The organism is Streptomyces sp. V4I2, from assembly GCF_030817655.1.
Lineage (GTDB): Bacteria > Actinomycetota > Actinomycetes > Streptomycetales > Streptomycetaceae > Streptomyces > Streptomyces plumbiresistens.
The window spans coordinates 1,983,505-2,008,498 of record NZ_JAUSZM010000003.1; the positions used below are offsets into that span (position 1 = coordinate 1,983,505).

The 24,994-nt window shown below is 73.0% G+C and carries 18 protein-coding genes and 1 pseudogene; 10 read left to right on the top strand and 9 right to left on the bottom strand.

Translation table 11 applies throughout. The features are described from left to right. Position 1: 1 nt before the first annotated feature. The 3 genes from QFZ76_RS10035 (at position 2) to QFZ76_RS10045 (ending at position 4,653) form a co-directional block, all read left to right on the top strand. Entirely contained in the window at positions 2 to 2,035 is a 2,034-nt protein-coding gene (locus tag QFZ76_RS10035; RefSeq protein ID WP_373464277.1) for an ABC transporter permease subunit, read from the top strand. A 68-nt stretch (positions 2,036 to 2,103) separates the two neighbouring features. Then, positions 2,104 to 3,078, top strand: a complete 975-nt coding sequence (locus QFZ76_RS10040; protein ID WP_307673394.1) for an ABC transporter substrate-binding protein — start codon at positions 2,104 to 2,106, stop codon at positions 3,076 to 3,078. Between the two features lie 114 nt (positions 3,079 to 3,192). Further along, a complete protein-coding gene (locus QFZ76_RS10045; RefSeq protein WP_307673395.1) occupies positions 3,193 to 4,653 on the top strand; it encodes an aldehyde dehydrogenase family protein in 1,461 nt (486 codons plus the stop codon). Between the two features lie 15 nt (positions 4,654 to 4,668). On the opposite strand, the gene QFZ76_RS10050 is transcribed toward QFZ76_RS10045, so the two are convergent. The 4 genes from QFZ76_RS10050 to QFZ76_RS10065 form a co-directional block, all read right to left on the bottom strand. After that, on the bottom strand, positions 4,669 to 9,297 hold the full coding sequence (locus QFZ76_RS10050; RefSeq protein ID WP_307673396.1) for a hypothetical protein: 4,629 nt from the start codon (positions 9,295 to 9,297) through the stop codon (positions 4,669 to 4,671). Between the two features lie 53 nt (positions 9,298 to 9,350). Next, a complete protein-coding gene (locus QFZ76_RS10055; RefSeq protein ID WP_307673397.1) occupies positions 9,351 to 10,241 on the bottom strand; it encodes a hypothetical protein in 891 nt (296 codons plus the stop codon). 109 nt (positions 10,242 to 10,350) lie between these two features. Then, positions 10,351 to 11,877 carry a hypothetical protein gene (locus QFZ76_RS10060; RefSeq protein ID WP_307673398.1) on the bottom strand — a complete coding sequence of 509 codons (1,527 nt, stop codon included), beginning with the start codon at positions 11,875 to 11,877 and terminating at the stop codon, positions 10,351 to 10,353. Between the two features lie 78 nt (positions 11,878 to 11,955). Beyond that, positions 11,956 to 12,663, bottom strand: a complete 708-nt coding sequence (locus tag QFZ76_RS10065) for a GntR family transcriptional regulator (protein ID WP_307673399.1) — start codon at positions 12,661 to 12,663, stop codon at positions 11,956 to 11,958. A 203-nt stretch (positions 12,664 to 12,866) separates the two neighbouring features. Between QFZ76_RS10065 and QFZ76_RS10070 the strand changes: the two genes are divergently transcribed. Genes QFZ76_RS10070 through QFZ76_RS10090 form a run of 5 tightly spaced genes read left to right on the top strand, consistent with a single transcriptional unit; the run spans position 12,867 to position 17,294 of the window. Then, entirely contained in the window at positions 12,867 to 14,168 is a 1,302-nt protein-coding gene (locus QFZ76_RS10070; RefSeq protein ID WP_307673400.1) for an MFS transporter, read from the top strand. Then, on the top strand, positions 14,165 to 15,010 hold the full coding sequence (locus QFZ76_RS10075; RefSeq protein ID WP_373464278.1) for a putative hydro-lyase: 846 nt from the start codon (positions 14,165 to 14,167) through the stop codon (positions 15,008 to 15,010). Before QFZ76_RS10070 ends, QFZ76_RS10075 begins: the two co-directional genes overlap by 4 nt. Before the next feature lie 27 nt (positions 15,011 to 15,037). Then, positions 15,038 to 15,796 (top strand): LamB/YcsF family protein, encoded by a 759-nt coding sequence (locus QFZ76_RS10080; RefSeq protein WP_307673401.1) that lies wholly within the window; start codon positions 15,038 to 15,040, stop codon positions 15,794 to 15,796. Next, positions 15,793 to 16,428 carry a 5-oxoprolinase subunit PxpB gene (pxpB, locus tag QFZ76_RS10085; protein WP_307673402.1) on the top strand — a complete coding sequence of 212 codons (636 nt, stop codon included), beginning with the start codon at positions 15,793 to 15,795 and terminating at the stop codon, positions 16,426 to 16,428. The genes QFZ76_RS10080 and pxpB overlap by 4 nt, the downstream gene beginning before the upstream one ends. Continuing rightward, the gene (locus tag QFZ76_RS10090) at positions 16,425 to 17,294 is read left to right on the top strand and encodes a biotin-dependent carboxyltransferase family protein (protein WP_307673403.1); all 870 of its coding nucleotides are present in this window, start codon (positions 16,425 to 16,427) and stop codon (positions 17,292 to 17,294) included. Before pxpB ends, QFZ76_RS10090 begins: the two co-directional genes overlap by 4 nt. Positions 17,295 to 17,327: 33 nt before the next feature. Here the strand turns inward: QFZ76_RS10090 and QFZ76_RS10095 are convergent. From QFZ76_RS10095 to QFZ76_RS10115, 5 genes and pseudogenes are all read right to left on the bottom strand, one after another. Beyond that, positions 17,328 to 18,195: pseudogene (locus QFZ76_RS10095) on the bottom strand (SGNH/GDSL hydrolase family protein). After that, a complete protein-coding gene (locus QFZ76_RS10100; protein WP_307673404.1) occupies positions 18,192 to 19,355 on the bottom strand; it encodes a glycosyltransferase in 1,164 nt (387 codons plus the stop codon). Before QFZ76_RS10100 ends, QFZ76_RS10095 begins: the two are co-directional and overlap by 4 nt. Continuing rightward, positions 19,352 to 20,485, bottom strand: coding sequence for a glycosyltransferase family 1 protein (locus tag QFZ76_RS10105; RefSeq protein WP_307673405.1), 1,134 nt, complete (start codon positions 20,483 to 20,485; stop codon positions 19,352 to 19,354). The genes QFZ76_RS10100 and QFZ76_RS10105 overlap by 4 nt, the downstream gene beginning before the upstream one ends. Positions 20,486 to 20,715: 230 nt before the next feature. After that, the gene (locus QFZ76_RS10110) at positions 20,716 to 22,134 is read right to left on the bottom strand and encodes a HEAT repeat domain-containing protein (RefSeq protein WP_307673406.1); all 1,419 of its coding nucleotides are present in this window, start codon (positions 22,132 to 22,134) and stop codon (positions 20,716 to 20,718) included. Between the two features lie 299 nt (positions 22,135 to 22,433). Continuing rightward, positions 22,434 to 22,826: an ankyrin repeat domain-containing protein gene (locus tag QFZ76_RS10115; protein ID WP_307673407.1), complete on the bottom strand. Its 393-nt coding sequence runs from the start codon at positions 22,824 to 22,826 to the stop codon at positions 22,434 to 22,436. 261 nt (positions 22,827 to 23,087) lie between these two features. Between QFZ76_RS10115 and QFZ76_RS10120 the strand changes: the two genes are divergently transcribed. Beyond that, entirely contained in the window at positions 23,088 to 23,282 is a 195-nt protein-coding gene (locus tag QFZ76_RS10120) for a hypothetical protein (protein ID WP_015661880.1), read from the top strand. Between the two features lie 54 nt (positions 23,283 to 23,336). Continuing rightward, complete coding sequence (locus QFZ76_RS10125) at positions 23,337 to 24,971, top strand: ATP-binding protein (protein ID WP_307673408.1); 1,635 nt, start codon at positions 23,337 to 23,339, stop codon at positions 24,969 to 24,971. Positions 24,972 to 24,994: the final 23 nt, after the last annotated feature.

The window sequence follows — 24,994 nt, forward strand, 5'->3', positions numbered from 1 at the left end:
GATGAGCACCCTCATACCCGAGAAACCGGCTCCAGAGAAGACCGGTTCCCCGCCGGGCGGGCCTCAGGGACCCGCCACCCGCTCGCTCCTGCTGCGCCGGCTGTCGGTGATGTCGCCGCTCGCCCGCCGGCTCACCGCACTGGCCGCGCTCGCCGTGGTGCTGGTGCCGTTCGCCGCCGTCCTGTGGGGCAGCGGGGCGTGGCCGGGCGAACTGGGCGTGGACGTGTCCGGGCCGCTGGACGACCTCAGCCAGTGGATCGTCGACAACCGCGACACCAGCCCGGTCTTCCTCTACTTCCTGCTGCACATCAGCAACACGTCCGTCGACGCCGTCGACGGCGTGTACTCGGTACTGGACGGCCTCGGCTGGCCCGGCGTCACAGCGGCGGCGGTGCTGCTCGCCTGGTGTGCCGGCGGCGCGAGTCGTGCCGGGCTGAAGGTGGCCGCCGTCGCACTGGGCGCCTTCGCCGGGTGCGGTCTGCTCGGCATGTGGGATCCGGCGATGCTGACGCTGGCCCTGATGACCGTCGCGGTCGCCGTCTCCGTGGTGGTGGGCTTCGCGCTCGGCCTCGCCGCCGGTCTGTCGCGTCCCGTGGACCGGGCGCTGCGCCCCGTCCTCGACACCATGCAGGTGCTCCCGGCCTTCGCCTACCTGCTGCCCTTCGTCCTGGTCTTCGGCACCGGCTCGCCGGCCGCCCTCCTCGCCACCGTCATCTACGCGGCCCCGCCGATGGCCCGGCTCACCGCCCTGGGACTGCGCGACGCGGACCCGTCCGTACTGGAGGCCTCGGCCTCCCTCGGCGCGAGCTCCCGCCAGCAGTTGCTGAAGGCACGGCTGCCGCTGGCCCGCAAGGAACTCCTCCTGGGCCTCAACCAGACGATCATGATGGCCCTGTCCATGGTCGTCATCGCCTCCGTGATCGGCGCCGGCGGACTCGGCGACGAGGTGTACTCGGCGCTGTCCACGGTCGACGTCGGAGCGGCGCTCGCCGCGGGCATCCCGATCGTGCTGATCGCCGTCTGGCTGGACCGCACGACCGAGGCCGCGGGAGAGCGGATCGGTGCGCCTCCCGCCGCCGACGGTCCGCGACTCCTGCGCGGCGGCCCGGCGTGGGCGGTGGCCGCGGTCGGCACGGCCGTCGCGTTCGCCGTGGGCAAGGTCGCGGGCGCGGCCCAGTGGCCCGCGGGCTGGACGGTCGACATCTCGGGGTCCGTCAACTCCTTCCAGGAGTGGACGGTGGACAACCTGCACGCCGGGGTTCCCGTCCTCGGCGGTACGGAGGTGTGGGCGTCCAACTTCACCGTCTGGATCCTCAACCCGCTGCGGGACGTGCTCCAGGGAGCCCCCTGGTGGTCGCTGCTGCTGCTCGTCGCCGCCCTCGCACTGCTGGTGGGCAACTGGCGCAACGCGCTGGGCGCGACGGCCGCACTCGCCGCCACCGGGGTGCTCGGCGTCTGGGGGAACACCCTGGACACGCTGTCCCAGGTGCTGGCCGCCCTGGCCCTGACGCTGCTCCTCGGCGTCGCCGTCGGCATCCTCGCCGCCCGCGTCGGCTGGGTGGAACGGGTGCTCAGGCCGGTCCTCGACGTCCTCCAGACCCTGCCGCAGTTCGTCTACCTCATCCCGGTCGTCGCACTGTTCGGGGTGGGCCGTGCCGCCGCCATCACCGCGGCCGTCGCCTATGCCCTGCCCGCCGTCGTCCGCATCACCACCCAGGGTCTGAAGAAGACCGACCCGGCCGCGCTGGAGGCCGCCCGCTCACTCGGCGCCACCGGGGCACAGCAACTGCGCCAGGTGCAGCTGCCGCTCGCCCGGCCCGCGCTGCTGCTCGCCGTCAACCAGGGCGTGGTGCTGGTGCTCGCGGTCGTCATCGTCGGCGGTCTCGTCGGCGGCGGCGCCCTCGGCTACGACGTCGTCTTCGGCCTGTCCCGCGGGGACCTCGGCGTCGGCCTGGTCGCGGGCGCGGCCATCGTGTGTCTCGGTCTGGTCCTCGACCGGGTCACCCAGCCCACCGTCCGCGAGACGGACCACTGATCCCCGGCCCCGCACGTCCGGCCCCCGTCCCGCCCTTGCAGTTCCTGAGAGTTGAGGAAGAAACCCATATGCTCCACACCCACAACAGACAGCGCCGTGTCCTGCGCACCTCGCTCACCCTCATAGCCGGTCTCGGCCTGACCGTCGCCGTCACCGGCTGCGGTGCCGCCGACACCGGCAAGTCCGGCAGCGCGGGCAGCACCGACAGCCTCACGCTCACCGTCCCCTCCTGGGTGGGTGCCGAGGCCAACGTGGCCGTCGCCAAGTACGTCCTGGAGACCGAGCTCGACTACAAGGTCAACACCAAGCAGATGGGCGAGGTCATCGCCTGGGACGCGCTGAGCAAGGGCACGATCGACGCCGTTCTGGAGGACTGGGGCCACCCGAAGCAGGAGGCGCAGTACGTCGACAAGCAGAAGACCGTCGTCTCCGGCGGCGACCTCGGCGTCACCGGGCACATCGGCTGGTTCGTCCCCAAGTACTGGGCGGACGCGAATCCGGAGGTCACCACCTACAAGGGCCTCAACAAGTACGCCGCCCAGCTCAAGACGTCCGAGAGCGGCGGCAAGGGCCAGCTCCTGGAGGGTTCGCCCGACTACGTCACCTTCGACGACGCCATCATCGGCAACCTCGACCTGGACCTGAAGACGGTCTACGCGGGCTCCGAGGCGGCTCAGATCACCCAGATCCAGCAGAACTACAAGGCCAAGAAGCCCTTCCTCACCTACTGGTGGACCCCGCAGTGGCTCAACGCCCAGGTGGATCTGGTCGAGGTGAAGCTCCCCGAGTACAAGGAGGGCTGCGACGCCGACCCGAAGAAGGTGGCCTGCGCCTACCCCAACACGCCCCTCCAGAAGTGGCTCAACGCCGACTTCGCCAAGGACGGCGGCAAGGCGGCCGCGTTCCTCAAGAACTTCAAGTGGACCGCCGACGACCAGAATGAGGTCGCCAAGATGATCACCCAGGACAAGCTGTCCGCGGACGAGGCCGCGAAGAAGTGGGTCACGGCCAACCCGGACGCCGTCAAGGGCTGGCTGGCGTAGCCGAAGCCGTGGGACGGCCGGCCGGGTTCGCATGGCCCCGGCCGGCCCCCCGCAACACTCCCGACGTCCTCAGCACCCGTACGACCGAATGAAGAACACGAGGGAAGGTACGGAATGCCGGACCTGTTCATCGGCGGCACATGGGCCGCCCCGCGCGACGAACGAACTCGCGAGATCCGCTGCCCCGCCGACGGCAGTCTGGTCGCGGTCGTCGACGAGGCGGGCGGCAAGGACACCGTCGAGGCCATCGCCGCCGCCCGGCGGGCCTTCGACGAGGGCCCCTGGCCGCACACGTCCGCCGCCGAGCGCGGCGATCTCCTGCTGCGCGTGGCCGACCTGCTGGTGCGCGACAAGGCCGCGCTCGCCCGCGCCGAGTCCCTCGACACCGGGAAGCGCCTGGTGGAGAGCGAGTACGACATCGATGACATCGTGGCGTGCTTCCGGTACTTCGGACGGCTGATCGCCACCGAGACGGGACGAGTGATCGACACCGGCGTGCCGAACGCGGACAGCCGCGTGGTGTACGAGCCGGTGGGCGTGTGCGCCCTCATCACGCCGTGGAACTATCCGCTGCTGCAGACCGCCTGGAAGGTCGCGCCGGCACTGGCCGCGGGCAACACCTTCGTCCTGAAGCCGAGCGAGCTGACCCCGCACACCGCGATCCACCTGATGCGGCTGCTCGAGGAGGCCGGTCTGCCGGAGGGTGCCGGCAACCTGATCCTGGGCGCGGGGCCGGAGGCGGGCGCTCCGCTGGGCGACCATCCGGACGTGGACCTGGTGTCGTTCACCGGCGGACTGCAGACCGGGCGCCGTCTGATGGCCGCCGGGGCCGGCACGGTGAAGAAGGTCGCGCTCGAACTCGGCGGCAAGAACCCGAACATCGTGTTCGCCGACGCCGACTTCGAAACCGCCGTCGACATGGCGCTGACCGCGGTGTTCCTGCACTCGGGGCAGGTCTGCTCGGCGGGGGCGCGGCTGCTCGTGGAGGACTCGCTGCACGACCGGTTCGTCGACGAGGTCGTCCGCCGCGCGTCGGCCATCCGGCTGGGCGGTCCGTTCGACGAGCAGGCCCAGACCGGGCCGCTGATCTCCGCGGCGCACCTGGCCAAGGTGGAGGCGTACGTGGCGGGCGGCCTCGCGGAGGGCGCGGTGCTGCGCTGCGGTGGCGCCCGTCCCGAAGGGCTCGACCAGGGGTTCTACTACCTGCCGACCGTGTTGGACGACTGCATCGCCTCGATGTCCGTGGTCCAGGAGGAGTCCTTCGGGCCGGTGCTGACCGTGGAGCGGTTCGCCGACGAGGACGAGGCCGTGCGGCTCGCCAACGACACGATCTACGGCCTCGCCGGCGCGGTGTGGACCCGCGACGAGGCCAAGGCCGCGGGGATGGCGTCCCGGCTGCGGCTCGGCACGGTCTGGATCAACGACTACCACCCCTATGTCCCGCAGGCGGAGTGGGGCGGCTTCAAGCAGTCGGGTACGGGCCGTGAGCTGGGCCCCGCCGGGCTCGCCGAGTACCGGGAGCCCAAGCACATCTGGCGCAACACCAGCCCCGCTCCGCAGGGCTGGTTCGACTGAGCACCTGATGTGCTGTCATGCCCCTTGCGGAGCGGGCCGTTTGAACATCCGCGTCGCCGTGATCTCACTGTGCACCGCTTCACCTTCTCCGGCCGGGGCCTGCTGAGGCAGTCCCGGCCGGAGGTGTTCCTCCACGCTGATGTACTTCAGCCCGGCGCGCAGGTCGGCGTCGTTGCGCAGCCTGATGACCAGCGGGAACTCGGCGAGCGCGGTGGTGTCGAACAGGCCGGTGGTGTAGAGGAGCTGGACGCCCAGCGCGTCCGACACGGCCCGCTGGAGCTCCAGCAGGTAGGTGGCGTTGGCGCGCCCGATCGGGTTGTCCAGGAACAGCGTGCCGGCGTGCCGGTGCTTGTCGCGTCCCCGGTCGTTGGACCGAAGCGCGGCCATCGTGCAGTACAGGGCGATGGCGGCCGTCAGCAGCTGCCCGCCGGAGAACACGTCGCCCATCTGCCCGACGGGCACGCGTTCGGCGCGCAGGACGGCGTCCGGCTTGAGGATCTCGACGGCGACGCCCTTGGGACGGAGCGCCGCGCCGACCCCGCGCAGCAGCAGGGTCATGCCGTCGCGCCGCAGGTCGGAGTTCTTCTTGACGGCGGCCCGGGTCGCCTCGTCGATGACCTCGCCGAGCCGCTCGGTGAGGGTGGCCTGGTCGGGTTCCTCGAAGCGGATGCGCAGGAACTCCTGCCCGGACCACTCGCCGAGCCCTTCGGGCAGCCGGGAGAGCCGCTGGGCGGACCGCAGAGTCGCAAGCGCCGACTCGACGAGCCCTCGCAGGCGGTCCACGATCGAATCCCGGTTGCGTTCCAGTTGCTCCAACTCGTCGGTGAGAACGCGGAGTCGGGGTGCGAAGGCGTCGGCCCACTTCTGGGCGTGCTCGGGCAGCGCGGAGGCGGGCAGTTCGCGGATCTGCTGCCGGGCGGGGGTGCGGACCTGCTCGTAGCGGGTGGAGTTGGCGTGCCGGACGAGGATGTCGCTCGCCTCGCGCACGGCGGCCTCGGCGGTCGACAGGTCGGCGGCGCAGCCGCGCAGGGACCGGCGGGCCTCGGCGGCGGCCTGCCGGGCCTCCTCCGGGCTGCCGGGATACGGCTCGGTCCCTTCCTGCTCCTCCTCCGAGGTGTGCTCGCGCAGCAGGTCGCGGAGCATCGCGGCGATCTCGTCGAAGCCGCCGGCCGCGTCCTCGGCGGCCCGGTGCGCGTCGAGGAGTTCGGCGTGCGCCTGCCGGGCCTGGCTCAACGCCTCGGTGCGCGAGGCGAGTTCGGCCGTGGCCGTGCGCAGCAGCGCCTGGGCGTGCTCGGCGTCACGCGGCCGCAGGTCCTCCGGCAGGTCGGTGTGTACCTCGCCGTCCTCGGGCGCGTGCCGTTCGGCCTCGCCGCGCAGCCGCCCGAGCTGCTCGCTCGCGTGGGACATCCGGGTCTCCAGAAGCTGCACCAGCTCGTCGGCCCGGGCGACGGCGGCCTGCCGGGACGGGCCGTCGGAGCCGTCGGGCGACTGGAGCAGCTGCTCCGCGCGCGTGCGGACCTTGTTGCTCAGCCGGTCCAGGTCGGCGCGCGCCGCGCTCTCGTCGCTCTCCGCCCGCGCCTGCTCGGCCCGCAGATCGGCGCCGACGCCGACCTTCTCGTACAGCTGGGAAGCGGCCCGATAGGCCTCACGGAAGGCCGGCAGGGACGCCGTCGGATCCGCCGCGTCGCTCTGCGGTACGTCGTCGGGGGCGCCCGCGATCTCGGACCGCTCGGCCCGCAGCGCACGGGCGGTGCGGCGGGCGTCGTCAGCGGCACGCTGGGCGGCACGCCGGTCCTCGTCGGCGGCGCGGGCACGGTCCAGCAAGGACTGGGCGCGGGCCTCCGACTCGGTGGCCTCGTCGGCCAGTTCGCGCAGCTTGACCTGCCAGCCGGCCCGCTCCCGCAGCCGGAAGGCGAGCCCGGCGAGGGCGTCGGCGGCGCGCCGCGCCTTCTGGGCCGCCTCCTGCCGCTCGTCCCGCACCTGCGCGGCCTCGGCGGCGGCTTCGTCGGCCTCGGCCCGCACGGTCCGTGCCTCGGCGAGTTCGGCCTCGGCCTCCTCGGTGAACGCCCGCGTGTCCCGGGCGGCCTGGGCGAGCTCGACGAGCCGCCCGGCCGGGCAGCCGGTGCGCCAGGAGGCGAGCCTCGCCGACAGCTCCCGGTCCTTGCCGAGCCGGGCCGCGAGCGCCCGGATCTCCTCGTCCCGCTCGGTGGCCCGCGCGCGCAGCGCCCGCCGCTCCTCGTCGGCGGCGTGCTCGTCGTGCATGGCCGGGTTCGGCGGTACGAGGAAGACGGCACCGTTCTCGGAGTCGGGGGCCGGCGTCGGCGCGAGGAGGGCGGCCGCCGTGCCGACGGCCACGGCGGAGCGTGGGAGCAGGGCCGCGTCGCTCAGCGCCTCGCGGGCACGCGCGTGCGTGTCGGGGTCGGTGATGATCACGCCGTCGACCAGTTCCGGCCGGGCGGCCAGCACGCGCGCGTGGTCGGCCGGGTCGACGGCCTGCGCGAGGTAGCGCCAGCCGGGCAGTGCCGGGATGCCGTGCTCGCCGAGGTACTCGACGGTCGCCAGCACGTCCGGGCCGGGCGGCAGCAGTCCGCCGTCACCGAGGGCACCGAGGATGCGGGCGTCGTCGGCGGCGGCCGTACGGAGCTCGAAGAGCTGCCGCTCGGCGGAGGAGACGGCGTCGTCGAGCAGTTCGCGCAGCTCGTCGGCGAAGCGGTCGAGGTCCTCGGGGGTGAGAGCGCCCGGGTTGCCGTCGTCCGGGTCCTGCCGGGACTGCGGTACCACTGAGGTGCGCGTGTGGCCGCCGGTCAGGCTCAGCAGTTCGGCCAGCCGCTCGTCGGCCGCCAGGCTCTCCGCGAGGCGGCGCTCGGCCTCGTAGGAGCGTTCGGCAGCCGTGGCCGCGTCCTCCGCGCGGGCCGCCGTCAGCTCCGCGCGGGACTCGGCCGCGGCCGCTTCGCGCGCCTGCTCGGTGGCCCGGTGGGAGGCCTCGCGTGCGGTGTCCCAGGCGGCGACCGCGGCCTTCTCGGCGTCGCTGGCGGCGAGGGCCGCGCGCGCGGGGTCGGCGTCGGGCGCGCTGTCGTCGAGCCAGCCCGCGCGCACCGCCTCGGCGGTCTCCTGCTCGACCTCGGTCAACCGCTGGCGCAGATGTCCGGCCTCGCTGCGGGCGCGCTGGGCCTCGGTGGCGGCGGAGGTGGAGTCCCGGTACGCGGAGTCGCTGACCTCCTGGAGGGCCGCGGAGCGCTCCTCCTCCTCGTTGGCGAGGGTCTCGGCGCCCGCTGCGGCCGCGTGCAGAGCCCGTACGAGATCGACGGCGGCCCTGGCCCGGGCGGCCAGTGCGGGCGCCGCGTCCCGCTCGGCCTCCTGGATCGCTGCGGCCACGCGCGCGACCCGGTCGGCGGCGGCGCGGTGGCGCAGCACCGCCTCGGCGGCCTGCCAGGCGGAGTGCAGCGTGCGTGCGTCGGCGAGCTCACGCTTCTGCGCGGCCGCCGACTTCTCGGCGCCGGCCAGCGCCAACGAGGCGTGCCGGAAGGCGAGCTCGGCGGCGATCAGCGCGCTGCGCTCCCGGGCCGCCTCGGAGTGCGTGACGGCGTACGCGGCGGCGGTGACCCGCTGGGCGAGGTCGCCGGCCCGTACGCGTTCCTGGGCGCCGCGCGCGGACAGCCGCCGCGCGAGGGTCCTCGTACGGCGCTCGGCCCCGGAGTGGATGTCACGCGCGCGCGAGCGGGCCTCGGCCGCCTCGACGATCCGGCCGAGCAGGTCGACCGACCCGGCGGTGAACTCGCGTTCGGCGATCAGCTCGGCACGTCGCCCCAGCTTGTTGCCGAAGCCGCTGACCAGGTCGGCGAGGCCGTCCGTGTCGCGGGTGTCGGTCACCGCACGCAGCAGCAGGTCGGTGAAGTCGGAGTCCTTCTTGACCGCGAAGAGGCCGGCGGCCTCACCCTCGTCGGCGTTCATCTCCCGCTGGTAGCGGAAGAGTTCCGGGTCGAGGCCGAGGTCGCCGAGGTGCTCGATCCACCGGTCGTGGATCTCCTCCCAGTGCACCTCCAGATGCGGGTACGCCTTTCCCGCCTCGGTGAGGGCGTCCCGGAAGCCCTTCATGGTCCGCCGACGCCCCTGGGCGCCCGACTGGCCCTCGACGGACGGCCGAACGGCCGTGGACTCGGCGACGGGCAGGTTGTCCAGGCTCAGGCCCGGCCCGGGGCGGAAGGAGTACCAGGCCTCGGCGAACTTCCGCGGGTCGTTGGAGACCTGACGCCCGCGCCACTCACTCACCTTGCCGACCACGACACACTCGCCGGTCAGCACGTGCTGCCACTCCAGCGCCACGTGACCGCAGTCGTCCGCGAGCAGGAACTTGCGCAGCACGCCGGAGCTCGCGCCGCCGAGGGTGTTGCGGTGGCCCGGCAGCATCACCGAGAAGATCAGCTTCAGGAGGACGGACTTGCCGCCGCCGTTCTCCAGGAAGAGCACACCCGCGGGCGCGGGCCGGCGCGGCGGGCCGACCGGCTCCTCCTCGAAGAACTCCGCCTGGGCGGGCGCGGGGTCGGGCACGGGCTCGCCCACACCGCGCAGGTCGAGCACGGTGTCGGCGTAGCGCGCACCGGCGGGCCCGATGGAGTAGAGGCGGACGCGGGACAGCTCGTACATGGCGGACTCTCGTAAGTCTTCGGCAGTCTTCGGCAGTCTTCGGCAGGTGGGGGTCAGGACTGTGCGGGTGCGTGGAACGGCAACCCGGCGTCGGCCACCAGGTCCAGGTCGTCGGTGTCCTCGGGCGGCAGCAGCGTCGGCGTCCCGTCGGTCACCGGCACGACGCCCAACTCCAGCAACTCGGCCATCGCGGCGCTGCCCGCCATGTCCCGCACCTGGAGCTGGTAGCGGGCCGTGGTCCGGTACGTACCGCCGTTGTCGTCACCGGTCCGCTGCAGGAACCCGGAGTCGGTGAGGAACGCGACGGCCTTGCCGACGATGCCGGTCGTGGAACCGGCGAGCCGGCGCGCGTCCTTGGTGGCACCGGTCGCGCTGCGTCTGACCCAGATCCGCCAGGCGGCCTCCAGACCGGGCGCGTCGGTCGCCGGGTCGGTGTTCTCGCCCTGCTCCTCGGCACGCTCCTCCAGACGCCGGCACGCCTGCCGTACGAACGCGTCGACACCGTTGACCGAGACGCGCCCGATGTACCCGTCGTCGGCGAGATCCTCCGGCCGCGGGAACGCCATGGCGGCGACGGCGAGATGCGCCAGCCCATGCAGGAACCGGTCCCCGCCGTCGGCGGACGTCCGGCGCGCGTAGTCGCCCATCCGCACGGCGAACACCGAGTCCTCGGCGGCCGTCACGGCCATCCCCGCACGCGGGGACACCTCCAGCACGACCAGCCCCAGCCCGGCCGCCACCGCATCGGCGAGCCGCGCGAACGGCGGGTCCTCGCGGTAGCGCCGCAGCAGCTCCGCGTACTCCTGATCACGGGCGGGCTGCAACTTGGGCTGCAACCCGAAAGCGACGAGCCGCGCCGCGTCGGCGGCGTCGGCGGGCGTGACGGGCGCGGTCGCCGAAGGGGCCGGGGCCTCCGTGTCACTCCACTCGACGTGCTCGGTCACGACTGCAACTCCTCGAACTTGAAAACAACGGCAAGGGCAACGCCCTCAGGGGCGCGGGGAACTGCGCGACCAGCCACGACGGACCCGCACACGCTCACCGGAAGAACCATCAAGCCGCCTCCGTCCGCCCCGCAGCCATCCCCACCGCGTCCAACAAGGCGGTCCCCACAATCAGATCGGCCCCACCGAACTCGGGATCGTCCAACTCCACCCCGTCATCCACGGCGAACAACAACTTCTCCTCGCCCTGCCGATACGCCGTACCGACCGGCGGACTGGCCGCATGGACCGCCAACAACGCGACGAGATACGGCAGATCGGCATCCCGACGCCGAGCCTCCGCAAGCAGCCCCGAAAGCCTCCGCGGCGCATCCGCCGGCAGATCCAGCAGCTCCATCGCGGCAGCGAGTTGCTCCTCGCTGAACCGACTGTCGTCCGGCGTGGCGATGAGATCCGGCTCCGGCATCTCCGCGCCCAGATGCTCCCGCTCCATCGGCGGCGTCAGCAATATGTCGACAAGGTCACCCACCCGCACCGACACCGGCGTACGCAGCCCCGTCCCGCTCGCGAAGAACGCGTCGGTGACCCGAACCGCCTGCTCCAGGGGCAGCGGCAGGACCGGCGCGAGCAAATGCCCGTACAGATCCGTCCCCGACGTCGTCATCGGCGTGGCGAACGCCTGCCGGTCCTGCTCGGCGCGGAACAGCGGTCCCGCCTCCAGCAGCCGGGACTGCAACTGCGTGTGCCGCCGGATGCAGTCCTTCACGATGTCCACCAGCTCGGCGGCACGCCGTTTCTGCTCCGGGTCCTCGGACTCGTCGCGCGCCTTGCGGATGTTGGTGAGGATCGCGTTCTCGTGGCGGTAGCGGTCGGCCACATGGTCGAGGGCCTCGGCGATCATGTCGGGCACGGTGGTGAGCCAGTCCACCGCCCGGACGTTGCGCCGGGTCGCGTCCAGCGCCCTGCGCAGGGTCTCCGAGTACTGGACCGTGCGGTACCGGGCCTGTTCGGCGGCCAGCTGGGCGTCGGCGAGGCGGCCCCGGCTGATCAGCACCTCCAACTTGACCTCGGCGGCGATCTGCGCACTGGTGACATCGGTGTCCAGGGCGCCCACGAGGACGTTGACCGCCTCGTCCGTCGTACGGAGATAGACCGAGCCGCCGGGGCCGGGGACCTCCTCGATCAGCTTGAAGTCGTAGTCGCGGCGCACATACGTGCCGTCCTGCGCGAAGGTGCCGTATACGGCCCGGAAGCCGCGGTCCACGCTGCCGACGTTGATGAGGTTCTCCAGGACCCAGCGGGCCACCCGCTCATGCTCGGCGACGGGCCGCTGCGGGGCCTGAGCGGCGATGCGCGGGATGAGCCGGGCGACGATCTGGTCGTGGTCGGCGCCGGTGTCGAAGTCCATGTTCAGAGTGACCAGGTCGATGGCCGCGAGGGCCACCTCCGCCATGCCGTACACCGAGTACTCGCCCGCGAGGTTGGCCTTGCGTGCGTCGAGGTCGTGCAGCGGCGCGGTGCAGGCGAGCGCGCGCAGCCGCCGCGCCAGTCCCTCGTCGGCGGCCGGGCCCGGTGCGGGGCGCGGCCCCGCGCTGAGCTGGGGCGGAACGCTGTCCGTCGATGCAGGCGAAGTCACGGTGCACAGACTAGGTCCTCGGTCTGACAACGACCCAAACGACGCAGAAGCGGCGGTCGTCACACGGGCCCGACGGCCTCAGCCGCCGCCCGTCCCCTCCTCGCCCACCCGCCGCCGGTAGACCTCGACCACTCGCTCCAGCGAGTCTCCGAGGTACACCGCGAGCAGTTTCTCGGCCTCGCCCTTGTCCCCCGCCTGCAGCGCCCGAAGGATCTGTTGGTTGCGCGCGAGGTACGGCTCGTGCAGCCGGCGCGGGTCGTCCGCCACGTGGAAGGCGAGGCGCAGTTCGGCGAAGACGCTGCGCATCAGCTCGCTCGTACGGTCGCTCTCCGCGAGCGCGACCAGTTCCCGGTGAAAGTGGATATTGGCCGTACCCAGCACTTTCCAGTCACCTTCGCGCGCCGCCCGCTGCCCTTCGGCCACGGCCTCCGCGAGACGGTCCAGGGCGTACGGCGGCTCGCCGAGTCCCCGTACGACAGCACACTCAACGAGGCCGCGGGTGCGGTAGATGTCCTCCACGTCCTCGACGGTCAGCACGCGGACGAAGACGCCCCGGTTCAACTCGTGGACGAGCAGGCGTTCGTGCGTGAGCAGCCGGAACGCCTCGCGCAGCGTGTTGCGGGAAACGCCGAGCGCACCGCCGATGCTGTCCTCCGACAGCCGGGTGCCGGGCGGGAAGAATCCCTCGGCGATACGGCTCCTGAGGATGTCCGAAACCCGTTCGGCCGTGCTCGTGCGGCCCAGGAGGGCTCGGTCGTCGGCCAGTCCCGCAAGCTGCTCTGCCATGCCCGGAATTCAATCGCAGATACAAGAACGAAACAACATGGGTATTGAAGGATCGTTCAACGATCCTCTACCTTGCTACGAACGGCGCCGTCCCCGCTCGACGACGCCTCAGCTTCCGCACGCCTCAGCTTCCGCACGGCACGGCTTCCGCACGACACGGCTCACTTCTCACGCATCCTCCGTCCTCCCTCTGCGAGGTGCCCATGAGCACGACCCCTCCACCGCAAGCCCTCACCCCCGACGCACAGCCGGCAACGGACGAACGCCCCGACGACGACGGGGCGTTGGCCTGGCTGCGCGCCCTCGGACCGCGTGGCCGACGCGCCTTCGCGGGCGCGTTCGGCGGCTATGCCCTGGACTCCTACGACTACTTCACGCTGCCACTGAGCATGGTCGCGCTGGCCGCGTACTTCGGCCTGGACAGCGGCCAGACCGGCCTGTTCACCACCGTCACCCTCGTGGTCTCCGCGATCGGCGGTGCCCTGGCGGGCGTGCTGGCCGACCGGATCGGCCGCGTCAAGGCACTGATGATCACGGTGGTCACCTACGCGGTCTTCACGGTCGCCTGCGGCTTCGCGCCCAACTACGAGACGCTGCTGGTCTTCCGCGCCCTCCAGGGCCTCGGCTTCGGCGGCGAGTGGGCGGTCGGCGCGATCCTGGTCGCCGAGTACGCGAGCGCCAAGCACCGGGGCCGCACGCTCGGCGCGATCCAGAGTTCCTGGGCCGTCGGCTGGGCGCTCGCCGCGATCATGTACACGCTGGTCTTCTCGTTCGTCGGCGACGACCTGGCCTGGCGGATCATGTTCTGGACCGGCGCGCTGCCCGCACTGCTGGTCATCTGGATGCGGCGCCGGGTGCAGGACGCGCCGGAGGCGATCGCCGTACGGGAGCGGAGCACCAAGAAGGGCTCGTTCGCCGCGATCTTCAAGCCCGGCATGCTGCGCACGACGTTCTTCGCCGTCCTGCTCTCCACCGGCGTCCAGGGCGGCTACTACACCCTCGCCACCTGGGTGCCGACCTACCTGAAGACCGAGCGCGGCCTGTCCGTCGTCGGCACCGGCGGCTACCTGACCTTCCTGATCTCCGGCGCGTTCCTCGGCTACCTCACCGGCGGCTACCTCACCGACCGGCTGGGCCGCCGTCGCAACATCTGGCTCTTCGCGCTGCTGTCGGCCCTGTGCATCCTGGCGTACGCGAACATCCCGAGCGGCTCCAACACCCTGCTCCTGGTGCTCGGTTTCCCGCTCGGGTTCTGTATGTCGGCGATCTTCAGCGGCTTCGGGTCCTTCCTGAGCGAGCTGTACCCGACGGCGATTCGCGGCACGGGGCAGGGCTTCACGTACAACACCGGCCGCGCGGTCGGCGCCGTCTTCCCGACCACGGTCGGCTTCCTGGCCGACAGCTGGGGTGTGGGCGGCGCGCTGGTCTTCGGCGCGATCGGTTACGGGATCGCCGCCCTGGCACTGCTCGGGCTGCCGGAGACGCGTGGAAAGGAGCTCGCGTGAACCGCACGGAACACCGCCCCCTGACCGTGACCAACGACCTGCCGCTCACTCTCGTCGACGAGCACGCGCACGCGTGGAGCCCGACAGAAGCACGGACGCGCTTCCGCGCAGGGGTCGCGGGCCCCACCGCGGGGGTCGCGGCGGGCCACACCCAGGTCAACCTGATCTCGGTGCCCGCCGACTGGGCGTACGACATGCTGCTGTTCTGCCAGCGCAACCCCAAGCCCTGCCCGGTGCTCGACGTCACGGACGCCGGCTCCTGGACCACCGTCCTCGCGGACGGCGCCGACCTGCGCACCGATCTGCCGCGCTACCGGGTGTGGCGGGACGGGGAGTTGGCGGACGAGCCGACGGACGTGCGCGCGTACTGGCGCGGGGACCTGGTGTCGTTCCTGATCGGCTGCAGCTTCACCTTCGAGTGGGCGCTGTCCGGGGCGGGCGTCCCGATCCGGCACATCGAGCAGGGCCGTAACGTCCCGATGTACGTGACCGGCCGCGAGTGCCGTCCGGCGGGCCGGCTGCACGGCCCGCTGGTGGTGTCCATGCGCCCGGTGCCGCCGGAGCACCTGCCGGCCGCCATCCGGGAGAGCAGCCTGCTCCCGGCGGTGCACGGCAGCCCCGTACACTGCGGCGACCCGTCGGCGTTGGGCATCGACGACCTCGGGAACCCCGACTTCGGGGAACCGGTGGACGCCGAGCCGGACGACATCCCGGTCTTCTGGGCCTGCGGTGTGACCCCGCAGGCCGCGGTCATGGCCTCGCGCCCGCCGTTCGCCATCACCCACGCACCCGGCCAGATGTTCCTCACCGACGCCCGCGACGAACAGTTCCGCGTGGCCTGAGAAGGAGTAAGGAGTAGCGAAGGATCCATGACCTCCATCGATCTGAACGCCGACCTGGGCGAGGGCTTCGGCCGCTGGCGGCTGACCGACGACGAGCAGCTGCTGGCCGTCGTCACCAGCGCCAACGTGGCCTGCGGCTTCCACGCCGGGGACGCGGCCACCATGCGGCGGGTGTGCGAGCTGGCGGCCGCGCGCGGGGTACGGATCGGCGCCCAGGTCTCCTACCGGGACCTGGCGGGGTTCGGGCGGCGTGCCATGGACGTGCCGCCCGCCGAACTGGCGGCCGAGGTGGCCTACCAGATCGGCGCCCTGGAGGTGTTCGCGCGTGCGGCGGGCTCGCGGGTGTCGTACGTCAAGCCGCACGGCGCGCTCTACAACCGCGTCGTGCACGACGAGGAGCAGGCGGCCGCGGTCGTCGAGGGCGTCCTCCTCGCGGAGGACTCGCTGCCCGTCCTGGGGCTGCCGGGTTCGCGCCTGCTGGAACTGGCCGGCAAGGCGGGCCTGCCGACCGTCACCGAGGCGTTCGCGGACCGCGCGTACACCGAGGAGGGCACGCTCGTCCCGCGCGGCCGGGACGGCGCCGTGCTCACCGACCCGGAGGCCGTCGTGGCACGCTCGGTGGACCTGGCCCGTCTCGGCACGGTCACCGCGCACTCCGGGGCGCGCATCGCGGTACGTGCGCGTTCCCTGTGCCTGCACGGGGACACGCCCGGCGCGGTGGAGCTGGCCCACCGCGTCCGGCAGCGGCTGGAGGCGTCGGGCGTCCGGGTGGAGGCCTTCGTATGAGGGCGCTGCCCGTCGGCGACGGCGCTCTGCTGGTCGAGGTGGCCTCGGGCGAGGAGGCCCAGGCCCTGCACGCGGAGTTGCTGCGCCGGCGTGCGGAGGGCTCGTTGTCGGTCCGCGAGATCGTCCCCGCGGCCCGCACGGTCCTCCTGGACGGCCTCGCCGACCCGGCCCGCCTGGCGTCGGAACTGACCGCCACCCAGCTCCCGCCCACACCCCCGCGCACGCATGACGTGGTCGAGCTCCCGGTGCGCTACGACGGCCCCGACCTGGCCGACGTCGCTGCCCTGTGGGGTGTCGGTGAGGCGGAGGTGGCCCGTATCCACGCGAGCACCGAGTTCCGTGTCGCCTTCTGCGGGTTCGCCCCCGGCTTCGGCTACCTCGCCGGCCTGCCGTCGCGCTACGACGTCCCGCGCCGGGCCACCCCGCGTACGGCGGTCCCGGCGGGCTCGGTGGGACTGGCGGGCCCGTACACGGGCGTGTACCCGCGCTCGTCGCCGGGTGGCTGGCAGCTGATCGGCACCACGGATGCCGTGCTGTGGGACCACGCGCGCGTGCCGGCCGCGCTGCTGTCGCCGGGCACGCGCGTGCGCTTCGTTCCCGTGGGACCGGTGGGACCGGTGGGGGCGCCATGACGGACCGCGCGCTGTCCGTCGTACGCGCCGGAGCGCTCACCACCGTCCAGGACCGGGGCCGCCCCGGGCACGCCCACCTCGGTGTCCCTCACTCCGGCGCGCTGGACGGCCCGGCGGCCGAGCTCGCCAACCGGCTGGTGGGCAATCGCCCCGAGGCGGCCGTCCTGGAGACCACGCTCAACGGCTGTGCGGTGCGGCCCCGTTCGACGGTCACCGTGGCCGTGGCGGGCGCGCCCTGCCGGGTGACCGTGGACGGCCGCCCGGTCGCCTGGGGCGCGCCGGTGCGCGTGCCCGCGGGCGCGCTCCTGGACGTCGGAGCGGCCGTCTCCGGAGTACGCAGCTATGTGGCCGTCTCCGGCGGCGTCGCCGTGGAGCCGGTCCTCTGCAGCCGCTCCACGGACCTCCTGTCGGGTCTCGGCCCGCCGCCGCTCACGGACGGCACGGTGCTGCCCCTGGGGAGCCCCGAAGTACCTCACGCGCGCGTGGACGTCGCCCCGCAGCCGGCGCCCCCGGCCGAACTCGTCCTGCGCGTGACGGCGGGCCCCCGCGACGACTGGTTCACGGCGGAAGCCGTACGGACCTTCACTTCCCGCGTCTACCGGGTGTCGTCCGCGAGCAACCGCATCGGGTTGCGCACCGAGGGACCCGCCCTGGAGCGGGCCCGGTCCGGCGAACTCCCCAGCGAGGGCATGGTGCTGGGGGCCGTCCAGGTCCCGCCCGACGGCAGGCCGGTGGTCTTCCTCGCCGACCACCCGACCACCGGGGGCTATCCGGTGATCGCGGTGGTCCGCGCCGCCGACCTTCCGGCCGCCGCCCAGGCGGTACCGGGCACGCCGGTGCGCTTCGTGGCCGTACGCCGCCGGTGAACCCCGGGCGGTGTCCGGCTCGCCGGTGAACTCCTAGGCGGCGTCCGGCTGGTGCTCCGTCACCGACAGGGTCGCGAGCGCCGCGGACACCGCCGCGGAGGCCCGCAGGTCGAGCCGGGCGCTCGTCCCGCGCGCGGTGCCGCAACTCGTCGGCCGCAAGGGTCAGGAGCTGCGGCAGCAGGTCGGTGCACCGTCGGGCCACCCAGCCGGTGCCGGCGGTGGCGAGCCACCACAGGCTCGCGGACTTGGTGGGCGCCGGGAACTCGGGCTCGGGCGAAGGGGCGGCCCCCATGGCGAGGCCCCGCTCCGCCAGCAGTGCGTGGAACCGCACGGCCAGCTGCCGGTGCCCCCGCTCGCCGGGGTGCAGCCGGTCCGCGCTCCACATCGCGCGGTCCATGAGCCACGCGCCCTCGCAGGCGTGCAGATGCACCGCCCCGTACCGCTCGGACAGCGCGTGCACCACGGCGTTCACCGCCCGCTGCCGCCGGGCCAGCGGGCGGGCCAGGGCCCCCGGCAGCCCGAGCATCGCCCCGGGGTCCGGCAGACAGGCCGTGAGCAGGACCGCGCCCCGCTCGGTGAGGGCCGAGTACACCGTGTCGAGGCGTGCGGCGGCGGCCTGGATGTCGAAGGTGCAGCGCAGGGTGTCGTTGACGCCGATGACCACCGATGCGAGGTCGGGCCGCAGCGCCGGCGCGGCGGGCAGCTGCCTCTCCAGCACGTCCCGGGTCTGCGACCCGCTCACCGCGAGGTTGGTGAACTCCACGGCCTCCACCGGCTCCGCGAGCTCTTCGCCGAGCCCTGCGGCGAGCAGCGCGGCCCAGCCGCGCCACCCGTCGCCGACGGGATCGCCCACACCTTCGGTCAGCGAGTCGCCGAGGGCCACGAACCGCAGCGGTCTCATGTCACGCCCCCGGGCACAGAGGGCCGTACGGACGTCGCCGCGTCGTGTGCGTCGAGGAACGCGGCGACCGCCGTGTCCCACCCGAAGCACTCCGCACGCGCGCGTGCGGCCTCGCGCCGCTCCTCCACGGGCCGGTCGAGGAGCATGTCCACGGCGTCCGCGAAGGCCCCGCCGCGATCGGCCGCGACGGCCCCGGCGGAGCCGATGACCTCCGGCAGGGCGGACGAGGCACTCACCACGACGGGCGTGCCGCAGGCCATCGCCTCCAGCGCGGCCAGCCCGAACGTCTCGGCGGGCCCCGGCGCCAGGCACACGTCGGCCGACGCCTGCAACGCGCCCAGGAGCGCCCGGTCGGCGACGTGCCCGAGGAACGTCACCGGCAACCCGCGCTCCCGCGCCCGCTGTTCGAGCCGCTGCCGCAGCGGCCCGTCCCCGGCCACCACCAGCACGGCCCGCCGCCCGCGCCGTACGAGCGCCTCCAGGGCGTCCAGCGCGGTACCGGGCCGCTTCTCCACGGACAGCCGGGTGCACGTCACCAGCAGCGTCTCGTCCTCGAGCGCGTGCCGGGCGCGCAGGCCGGGGTCGTGCAGCGCGGGATGCCGCTGCACGAGATCGACGCCGAGCGGCGCGCGGACGACGTTCCGGGCCCCGATCCGCACGAACTCCCGCTCGGCGAACTCCGTGGTGCACACCACGCGCGCGTACGTGTGTGCCGTACGGACGTTGAGGGCGTCGGCGGCACGCCGGGCGGCGCCCTCCGGCACGCCCCAGGTGCGCAGCACGCCGTCGGCGGTCTCGTGGGAGACCATCACGGCGGGGATCCGGGCGCGCCGCGCCCACTTGCCGGTCCACCTGAGCGTCGTACGGTCGGAGACCTCCAGGCGGTCGGGGGCCAGCTCCTCCAGGAGTCGCGCCACCCGCCGCTTGTCGGTGAGCACGCGGTAGCCGCCGGTACCGGGCAGCAACGGCCCGGGAAGGGTGATCACCCGTCCCTGCCCGGTCTCCCGGTCGCTCGCCCGCTCACCGGGCACGATCAGCACCGGCTCGTGCCCGGCGGCCTTGAAGCCCTTGCCCAGCTCGCGCAGCGCGGTGCGCAGACCGCCGGAGGCCGGGGCCACGAAGTTCGCCAGGCGCACGATCCGCAGTGACTCGCCGCTCATGCCGCCACCACCGTCCGGCGCGCCGTGAGCACGTTCGTGTAGTGCCCGATCAGCTGGTCGCCGACGGCCGCCCAGGTGCGCCCCTCGACCATCGCGCGCGCGGCGGCGCCGAACGCGGTGCGCAGGCCGGGGTCGGCGGCCAGGGACCACACGGCGTCCCGTACGGCGTCCGGGTCGCGCGGCGGGACCAGGAGCCCGGTGCGCCCGTGGGCCACCAGGTCCAGCGGGCCGCCGGCGGCGGGCGCGACGACGGGCACGCCGCTGGCCATGGCCTCCTGCACGGTCTGGCAGAAGGTCTCGAAAGGGCCGGTGTGCGCGAAGACGTCCAGGGAGGCGAAGATCCGGGCGAGTTCGTCGCCGGTGCGGCGGCCCAGGAAGACCGCGCCCGGCAGCGCCTGCTCCAGGCTCGGCCCGCTCGGGCCGTCGCCGACGACCACGACCCGGACGCCGTCCAGCCCGCAGACGCCGGCCAGCAGCTCGATCTGCTTCTCGGGGGCGAGGCGGCCGACGTAGCCGACGATCAGTTCGCCGTTCGGGGCGAGTTCGCGGCGCAGTGCCTCGTCCCGCAGTTCGGGGCGGAAGCGGGCGGTGTCCACGCCCCGCGGCCACAGCCGCACCCGGGGCACGCCGTGTGCCTCCAGGTCGTGCAGGGCCGGGCTGGACGGGGCGAGGGTGAGGTCGGCGGCCGAGTGGACGGAGCGGATGCGCCGCCAGGCCGCGGCCTCGCCGGCGCCCATGTAGGTGCGGGCGTATCCGGCCAGGTCGGTCTGGTAGACGGCCACGGCGGGGACACCGAGCCGGGCGGCGGCGGCCATGCCGCGGACGCCGAGGACGAAGGGGCTGGCGAGGTGGACGACGTCGGCACGGTGCTCGACGATCGCCGCGGCCACCCGGCGGCTTGGCAGGGCGACGCGGACCTGGGGGTAGCCGGGGAGCGGGAGGGAGGGGACACGGATGACGGGGCACGGCGCCAGGGCATCGGCCCCGGGCCCGGTACCGGCGGCGGTGGCCGGCGCGACGACGAGCGGAGAGTGACCGCGATCCACGAGGTGCCGGGCGGTCTGGAGCGCGCAGTGGGCCACGCCGTTCACGTCGGGGGGAAAGGATTCGGTCACGATGACAACACGCATACCCGTGTTGTCGCCGTGCTGGACGTGGCCGCGTCAACGTGGATCTTTCCGGACGAGGAACGTCCTGTGAGCGTTGCGCTGCGCACCCGAGCAGGTCAGACCGTGTCCATGCCCGTCTGACCCGCGGGTCACCCCGAGTTCACCCGGGGGTGCGCCGGAGCCCGGTGGGTTCGTTCCGAGGGCGCACCCGAGCCGGAAGCGGTCAAGATCGGCCACATCGATAGCGGCGGTCACATGGCGGCCGCGTCCGGTCCGATCCGGCTGCGTACGGCCGTCTGGACCTCGGCCTCCTCGGCCGGATCGGCGGCGAGCCGGCGCAGTCGCTCCACGACCCGGGCGTCACCGGTCTCGGCGTGCCGGGCGGCGATCTCGCGGGTGGTCTCCTCGCAGTCCCAGAGGCACTCGACGGCGAAGCCGGTGGCGAAGGAGGGGTCGGTGGCGGCGAGGGCGCGTGCGGCCCGGCCGCGCAGATGCGACGAGGCGGTCTCGCGGTAGATGTGCCGGAGTACGGGTGCCGCACAGACGATGCCCAGCCGTCCGGTGCCGTCGACGAGGGTCCACAGTGTCGGGGCGTCGGGGCCTTCACCCCGTACGGCCTCCCGGAGCGCCGCTAGGACGAGGTCGCTGTCCCGGGAGGCGCCCCGGCAGGCGAGCATGCGTCCGGCGGCGGCGCCGAGGGGGTCGGGCCGACGGGCCCAGCCGCGTGCCCGGTCGACCGCGGCGACACTGCGCATGCGTTCGAAGGCGTCCACGGCCGCCTCCACCACGGCCGCCGAGCCGGTGGCCACGGCGACCTCGATCAGATCGGGAGCGCTCGGATCATTGCTGTCGGCTAGATAACGCAGGGCGGTGCAGCGGGCTCCGTCGCTGCCGTCCTCGGCGGCCCGGAGGATCTCCGGCCGGTCCTCGGGACCGGCTACGGCCGCGAGACAGCGGGCGGCGGGGACATGGAGCGCCACGCCGCGTTCGACACCCTGCTGGGCCCAGTCGAAGACCGCCTGCACGCTCCACCCCGGACGGGGTCCGGTAGGTCGCATCTGCCGTTGCCAGCGGTCGAAACTGCCGGCCTCCTGAGCGGCACGCACGCGCGTGGCGATGGATTCGCGCGGATCGTCGGCCCACAACCGCCAGGGCCGCGGCTCGAACGCGTCACGCACCGCGACGGCCAGTTCGGCTTCGCCCTCGGCGTCGGTCGAGAAGCGCGCCAGGACCGGTGCCGCGAGGGCGCGCAGTCCGGCGTCGTCGTCGCGCAGCGCCAGTTCGTCCAGGGCCCAGGCCCAGCTGGTGCCCGAGGCGGCGTACCTGCGCAGCAGTTCGAGCGCGTCCCGCCTGCCGTACGAGGCGAGGTGGCCGAGGACGGCGAGGGTGAGCCCGGTGCGGGACTCCTCGGTGTCGAGGACGTCCTCGACGTCGAAGAGGTGCGCCTCGATCTCGTCCAGTTCGCCGTTCAGGTCGAGGTAGAGACGGGCGTAGTACAGGGAGCGGTTCTCCACCTGCCAGTCGTGGCGGGGATCGCGCAGCACACAGTGGTTCAGGGCCGCGAGCGCTTCGGCGCGCGGTGCGGTGAGCGCGTGCAGAGTGCCGTCGCCGCGGCCCCGCTGGAGCAGGCCGAGCAGCGTGCCGCTGGGCGCTATGACCGGATCGAACATGGGAAACAGCCTCACATCAAGCGTCGACGCAACCGGGATCCTGCATTACCTGGCCGCGTGACAACACGTCGGGGCGCCCGCCGTTTCCTGCTTGCTGTAAGCCATCTTCCTCTGCCTCTCGTTGGTGGCCCATGCGGACCGCATCACGGTCCGCGCGGTGCGGCATCACCTGCCCAGCCGTCGCGTCCGTGAATCACGACGTCATGATGACTCGGCAGTTCCATCCACCGCGACCGAAATTTCGGCGGCCCGTTACCGCCTCCCCCGTTTTTCGTGTCCGCCCTGGTCAGACGGACGTGTCAGTGTGCGCCGAACAGTTCGAGCAGCTGCGTCTTGCCGAACATCCGAGCGGTGTCGACGGCCGACGGAGTACCCGCGGCGGGATCGGCACCACCCTCGAGAAGCACCTTGATCACTTCTTCCTCGCCCTTGAAGACGGCCCCGGCGAGCGGGGTCTGGCCCCGGTCGTTGATCCGGTTGCCCTCGGCACCCCGGGCGAGGAGGGCACGCACGGCGTCGGCATGTCCGTGGTAGGCGGCGAGCATCACCAGGGAGTCGCCGCGGTCATTGGTGAGGTTGGCCGGAACGCCCGCGTCGACGTACGCCACGAGCGCCTCGGTCTGCCCCTGCCGGGCAAGATCGAAGATCTTGGTCGCCAGCTCCACGACCTCGGGGTCGGGGGCTTCGGTCATCGGCCGGTCCGCCTTTCAGTGCAACCGTTCAGGTGAATCGCCAGGGTACTGGCTCACGGGGCACATGACCCGTTGTGCCCGAGGTAAAGATCACCGCAGACCCGGGCGGACGCAAGAGGCCAGCTCAAGCGGACGAAGGCGACTCCGCCACCTGGGGGAAATCGTCGGAAATTCACCCAGTTGCACCTTTTATCGTATGGATACATGCTGTGATCCTGGAAGTACTCATGGTGACTGTCCCCACGAACCAGGAGAACTCAAATGATCCTGTCCATCTCAGGCGTGGTCCTGCTCGGAATCATCGTCTTCCTCTTCTTCAAGAAGGACGGACTCAAGGCCTCCCACGCCCTAGTGGCCGCACTCTTCGGCTTCTATCTCGCGAGCACGGCCATCGCTCCGAGCATCAAGGCCGGCGGCGAGAGCCTGGCGAGCCTCCTCGGCGGAATCAAGTTCTGACGCCCCCCCACGTCGGCAAGCACCACCATCCGTACGCACCACCAGGAGACAGCAGTGGCCCGGCGCCCCCTTCCCCGCATCCTGAGCACAGGCAGCGCGCAGATCGCCCGGAGCCGGGAGCTGGCCCGGACGGCGGCCGACAGCGCCACCGACGTCCTCCACCCACTGATCACGATCACCCGCGGTCTGCGCCGGCTGGCCTCGGCCGGGCGGCGCAAGTGGGCCGACACCCCCAAGGACAAGCGCGGGCCGCTGCTCTTCCTGGTGGCGTCGGTGGTGCTGGTCGTGGCGCTCGCGCCGTACGGCCCGCTGCTCGCCGTCATCACACTGATGGCGGCGGCAGCCTGGCAGGGCCGCGACCGCGCGCAGCCGGAGCCCGACGGCCCCGACGAGTCCCAGACGCAGCGCCTCCAGTCGCTGTACGAGGCCCTCGTGCCGTACTTCTCGACCGCCGAGGACCCGGCCCCGCTCTACGCCCACGGCGGCGAGTGGGACAAGGCCTTCCCCGCCTACGACTTCGACGGCACCGGCCGCATCACGCATCTGCTGATCCACTACCCGGCGTACTTCACCGACGGCGAGGCCGAGGCCCGTACCCGGATCGAGCAGCTGCTGCACGCCAAGTCGGGCCGCGACCGCGAGTACCACTTCTCCTGGGACGAGGAGGGCAACCAGCTCACGGTGACCGTCCTCGCGCCCCTGCCCACCGACATCGCCGCCCAGCGTTTCGTCACGTCCCCCGGCGAGACGGTCCTCGGCTTCACCGACCCCACCCAGGTCCAGCGGACGCTCCCCCTCACCCACGGTGAGGAACAGCGCGACGTACCGCCGGTCGTCTGGCGCACGGGCATCCGCTCCACCGAGCCGCACCTGCTGGTCATGGGCCAGCCGGGCAGCGGCACCTCCACGCTGCTGCGCTCCATCGCCCTGCAGGCCCTCCAGTACGGCGACCTCGTGATCGTCGAGGGCGGCGGCACCGGCGAGTACGCCTGTCTCACCGGCCGGGACGGCGTCCTCGCGGTCGAGTGCGGGCTGGCCGGGGCGCTGGCGAGCCTGGAGTGGGCGGCCACGGAGACGGAGCGCCGGCTGATCGCGGTCAACCGTGCCCGCCAGGCGGGCAACCCACCGCCGGACGACACCAAACGCCCCCTGTGGATCCTCCTGGACCGCCCGAGCGCCTTGGCCCACGTGGCCGCCGCGGACGGCCGCCAGGACCCGCAGTCCCTGCTCCAGGCCCCGCTCCGGCACGGCCGCGCGGCGAACGTGACGGTGGTCGTGGCCGACCAGTTCGACAGCGCCGAAACCCTCAGCGACGCCGTACGCCAGCACACGCGCGCGCGGGTCGTCCTCGGCCCGGCCACGGCCGACCAGCTGGAAGCGGTCCTGGGCGCGCCCCCGCACACGACCCCGGTCGCCCAGGTCCCGCCCGGCCGCGGCTACGCCCGCCTCGGCACGGGCCCGGTCCACCGACTCCAGGTCCCCTCCACCCCGGACCCGTACGACGAGGCGACGAGCGAGGCGGACCGCCAGGCGGTACTGGCACTGCTGCCGCCGCGGACCACGCCGGCGGACGGGGAGCACGTGCCGGAGGCGGTACCGGCAGAGGGCGAACCGACACAGGACGTACAGACGGGGGCCGTACAGACAGAGGCCGTACAGACGGAGGCCGTGGCGGCGGAAGCTCCGTAACCGCCGGGCTGCGCGACCCGCCC

Coding starts and splice junctions, on each gene's coding strand:
- QFZ76_RS10100 (WP_307673404.1), bottom strand. CDS start 19,355: ATGAGCGGCGAGTCACTGCGGATCGTGCGCCTGGCGAACTTCGTGGCC.
- QFZ76_RS10035 (WP_373464277.1), top strand. CDS start 2: ATGAGCACCCTCATACCCGAGAAACCGGCTCCAGAGAAGACCGGTTCC.
- QFZ76_RS10045 (WP_307673395.1), top strand. CDS start 3,193: ATGCCGGACCTGTTCATCGGCGGCACATGGGCCGCCCCGCGCGACGAA.
- QFZ76_RS10105 (WP_307673405.1), bottom strand. CDS start 20,485: ATGCGTGTTGTCATCGTGACCGAATCCTTTCCCCCCGACGTGAACGGC.
- QFZ76_RS10115 (WP_307673407.1), bottom strand. CDS start 22,826: ATGACCGAAGCCCCCGACCCCGAGGTCGTGGAGCTGGCGACCAAGATC.
- QFZ76_RS10120 (WP_015661880.1), top strand. CDS start 23,088: ATGATCCTGTCCATCTCAGGCGTGGTCCTGCTCGGAATCATCGTCTTC.
- QFZ76_RS10040 (WP_307673394.1), top strand. CDS start 2,104: ATGCTCCACACCCACAACAGACAGCGCCGTGTCCTGCGCACCTCGCTC.
- QFZ76_RS10065 (WP_307673399.1), bottom strand. CDS start 12,663: ATGGCAGAGCAGCTTGCGGGACTGGCCGACGACCGAGCCCTCCTGGGC.
- QFZ76_RS10050 (WP_307673396.1), bottom strand. CDS start 9,297: ATGTACGAGCTGTCCCGCGTCCGCCTCTACTCCATCGGGCCCGCCGGT.
- QFZ76_RS10080 (WP_307673401.1), top strand. CDS start 15,038: ATGACCTCCATCGATCTGAACGCCGACCTGGGCGAGGGCTTCGGCCGC.
- QFZ76_RS10110 (WP_307673406.1), bottom strand. CDS start 22,134: ATGTTCGATCCGGTCATAGCGCCCAGCGGCACGCTGCTCGGCCTGCTC.
- QFZ76_RS10070 (WP_307673400.1), top strand. CDS start 12,867: ATGAGCACGACCCCTCCACCGCAAGCCCTCACCCCCGACGCACAGCCG.
- pxpB (WP_307673402.1), top strand. CDS start 15,793: ATGAGGGCGCTGCCCGTCGGCGACGGCGCTCTGCTGGTCGAGGTGGCC.
- QFZ76_RS10090 (WP_307673403.1), top strand. CDS start 16,425: ATGACGGACCGCGCGCTGTCCGTCGTACGCGCCGGAGCGCTCACCACC.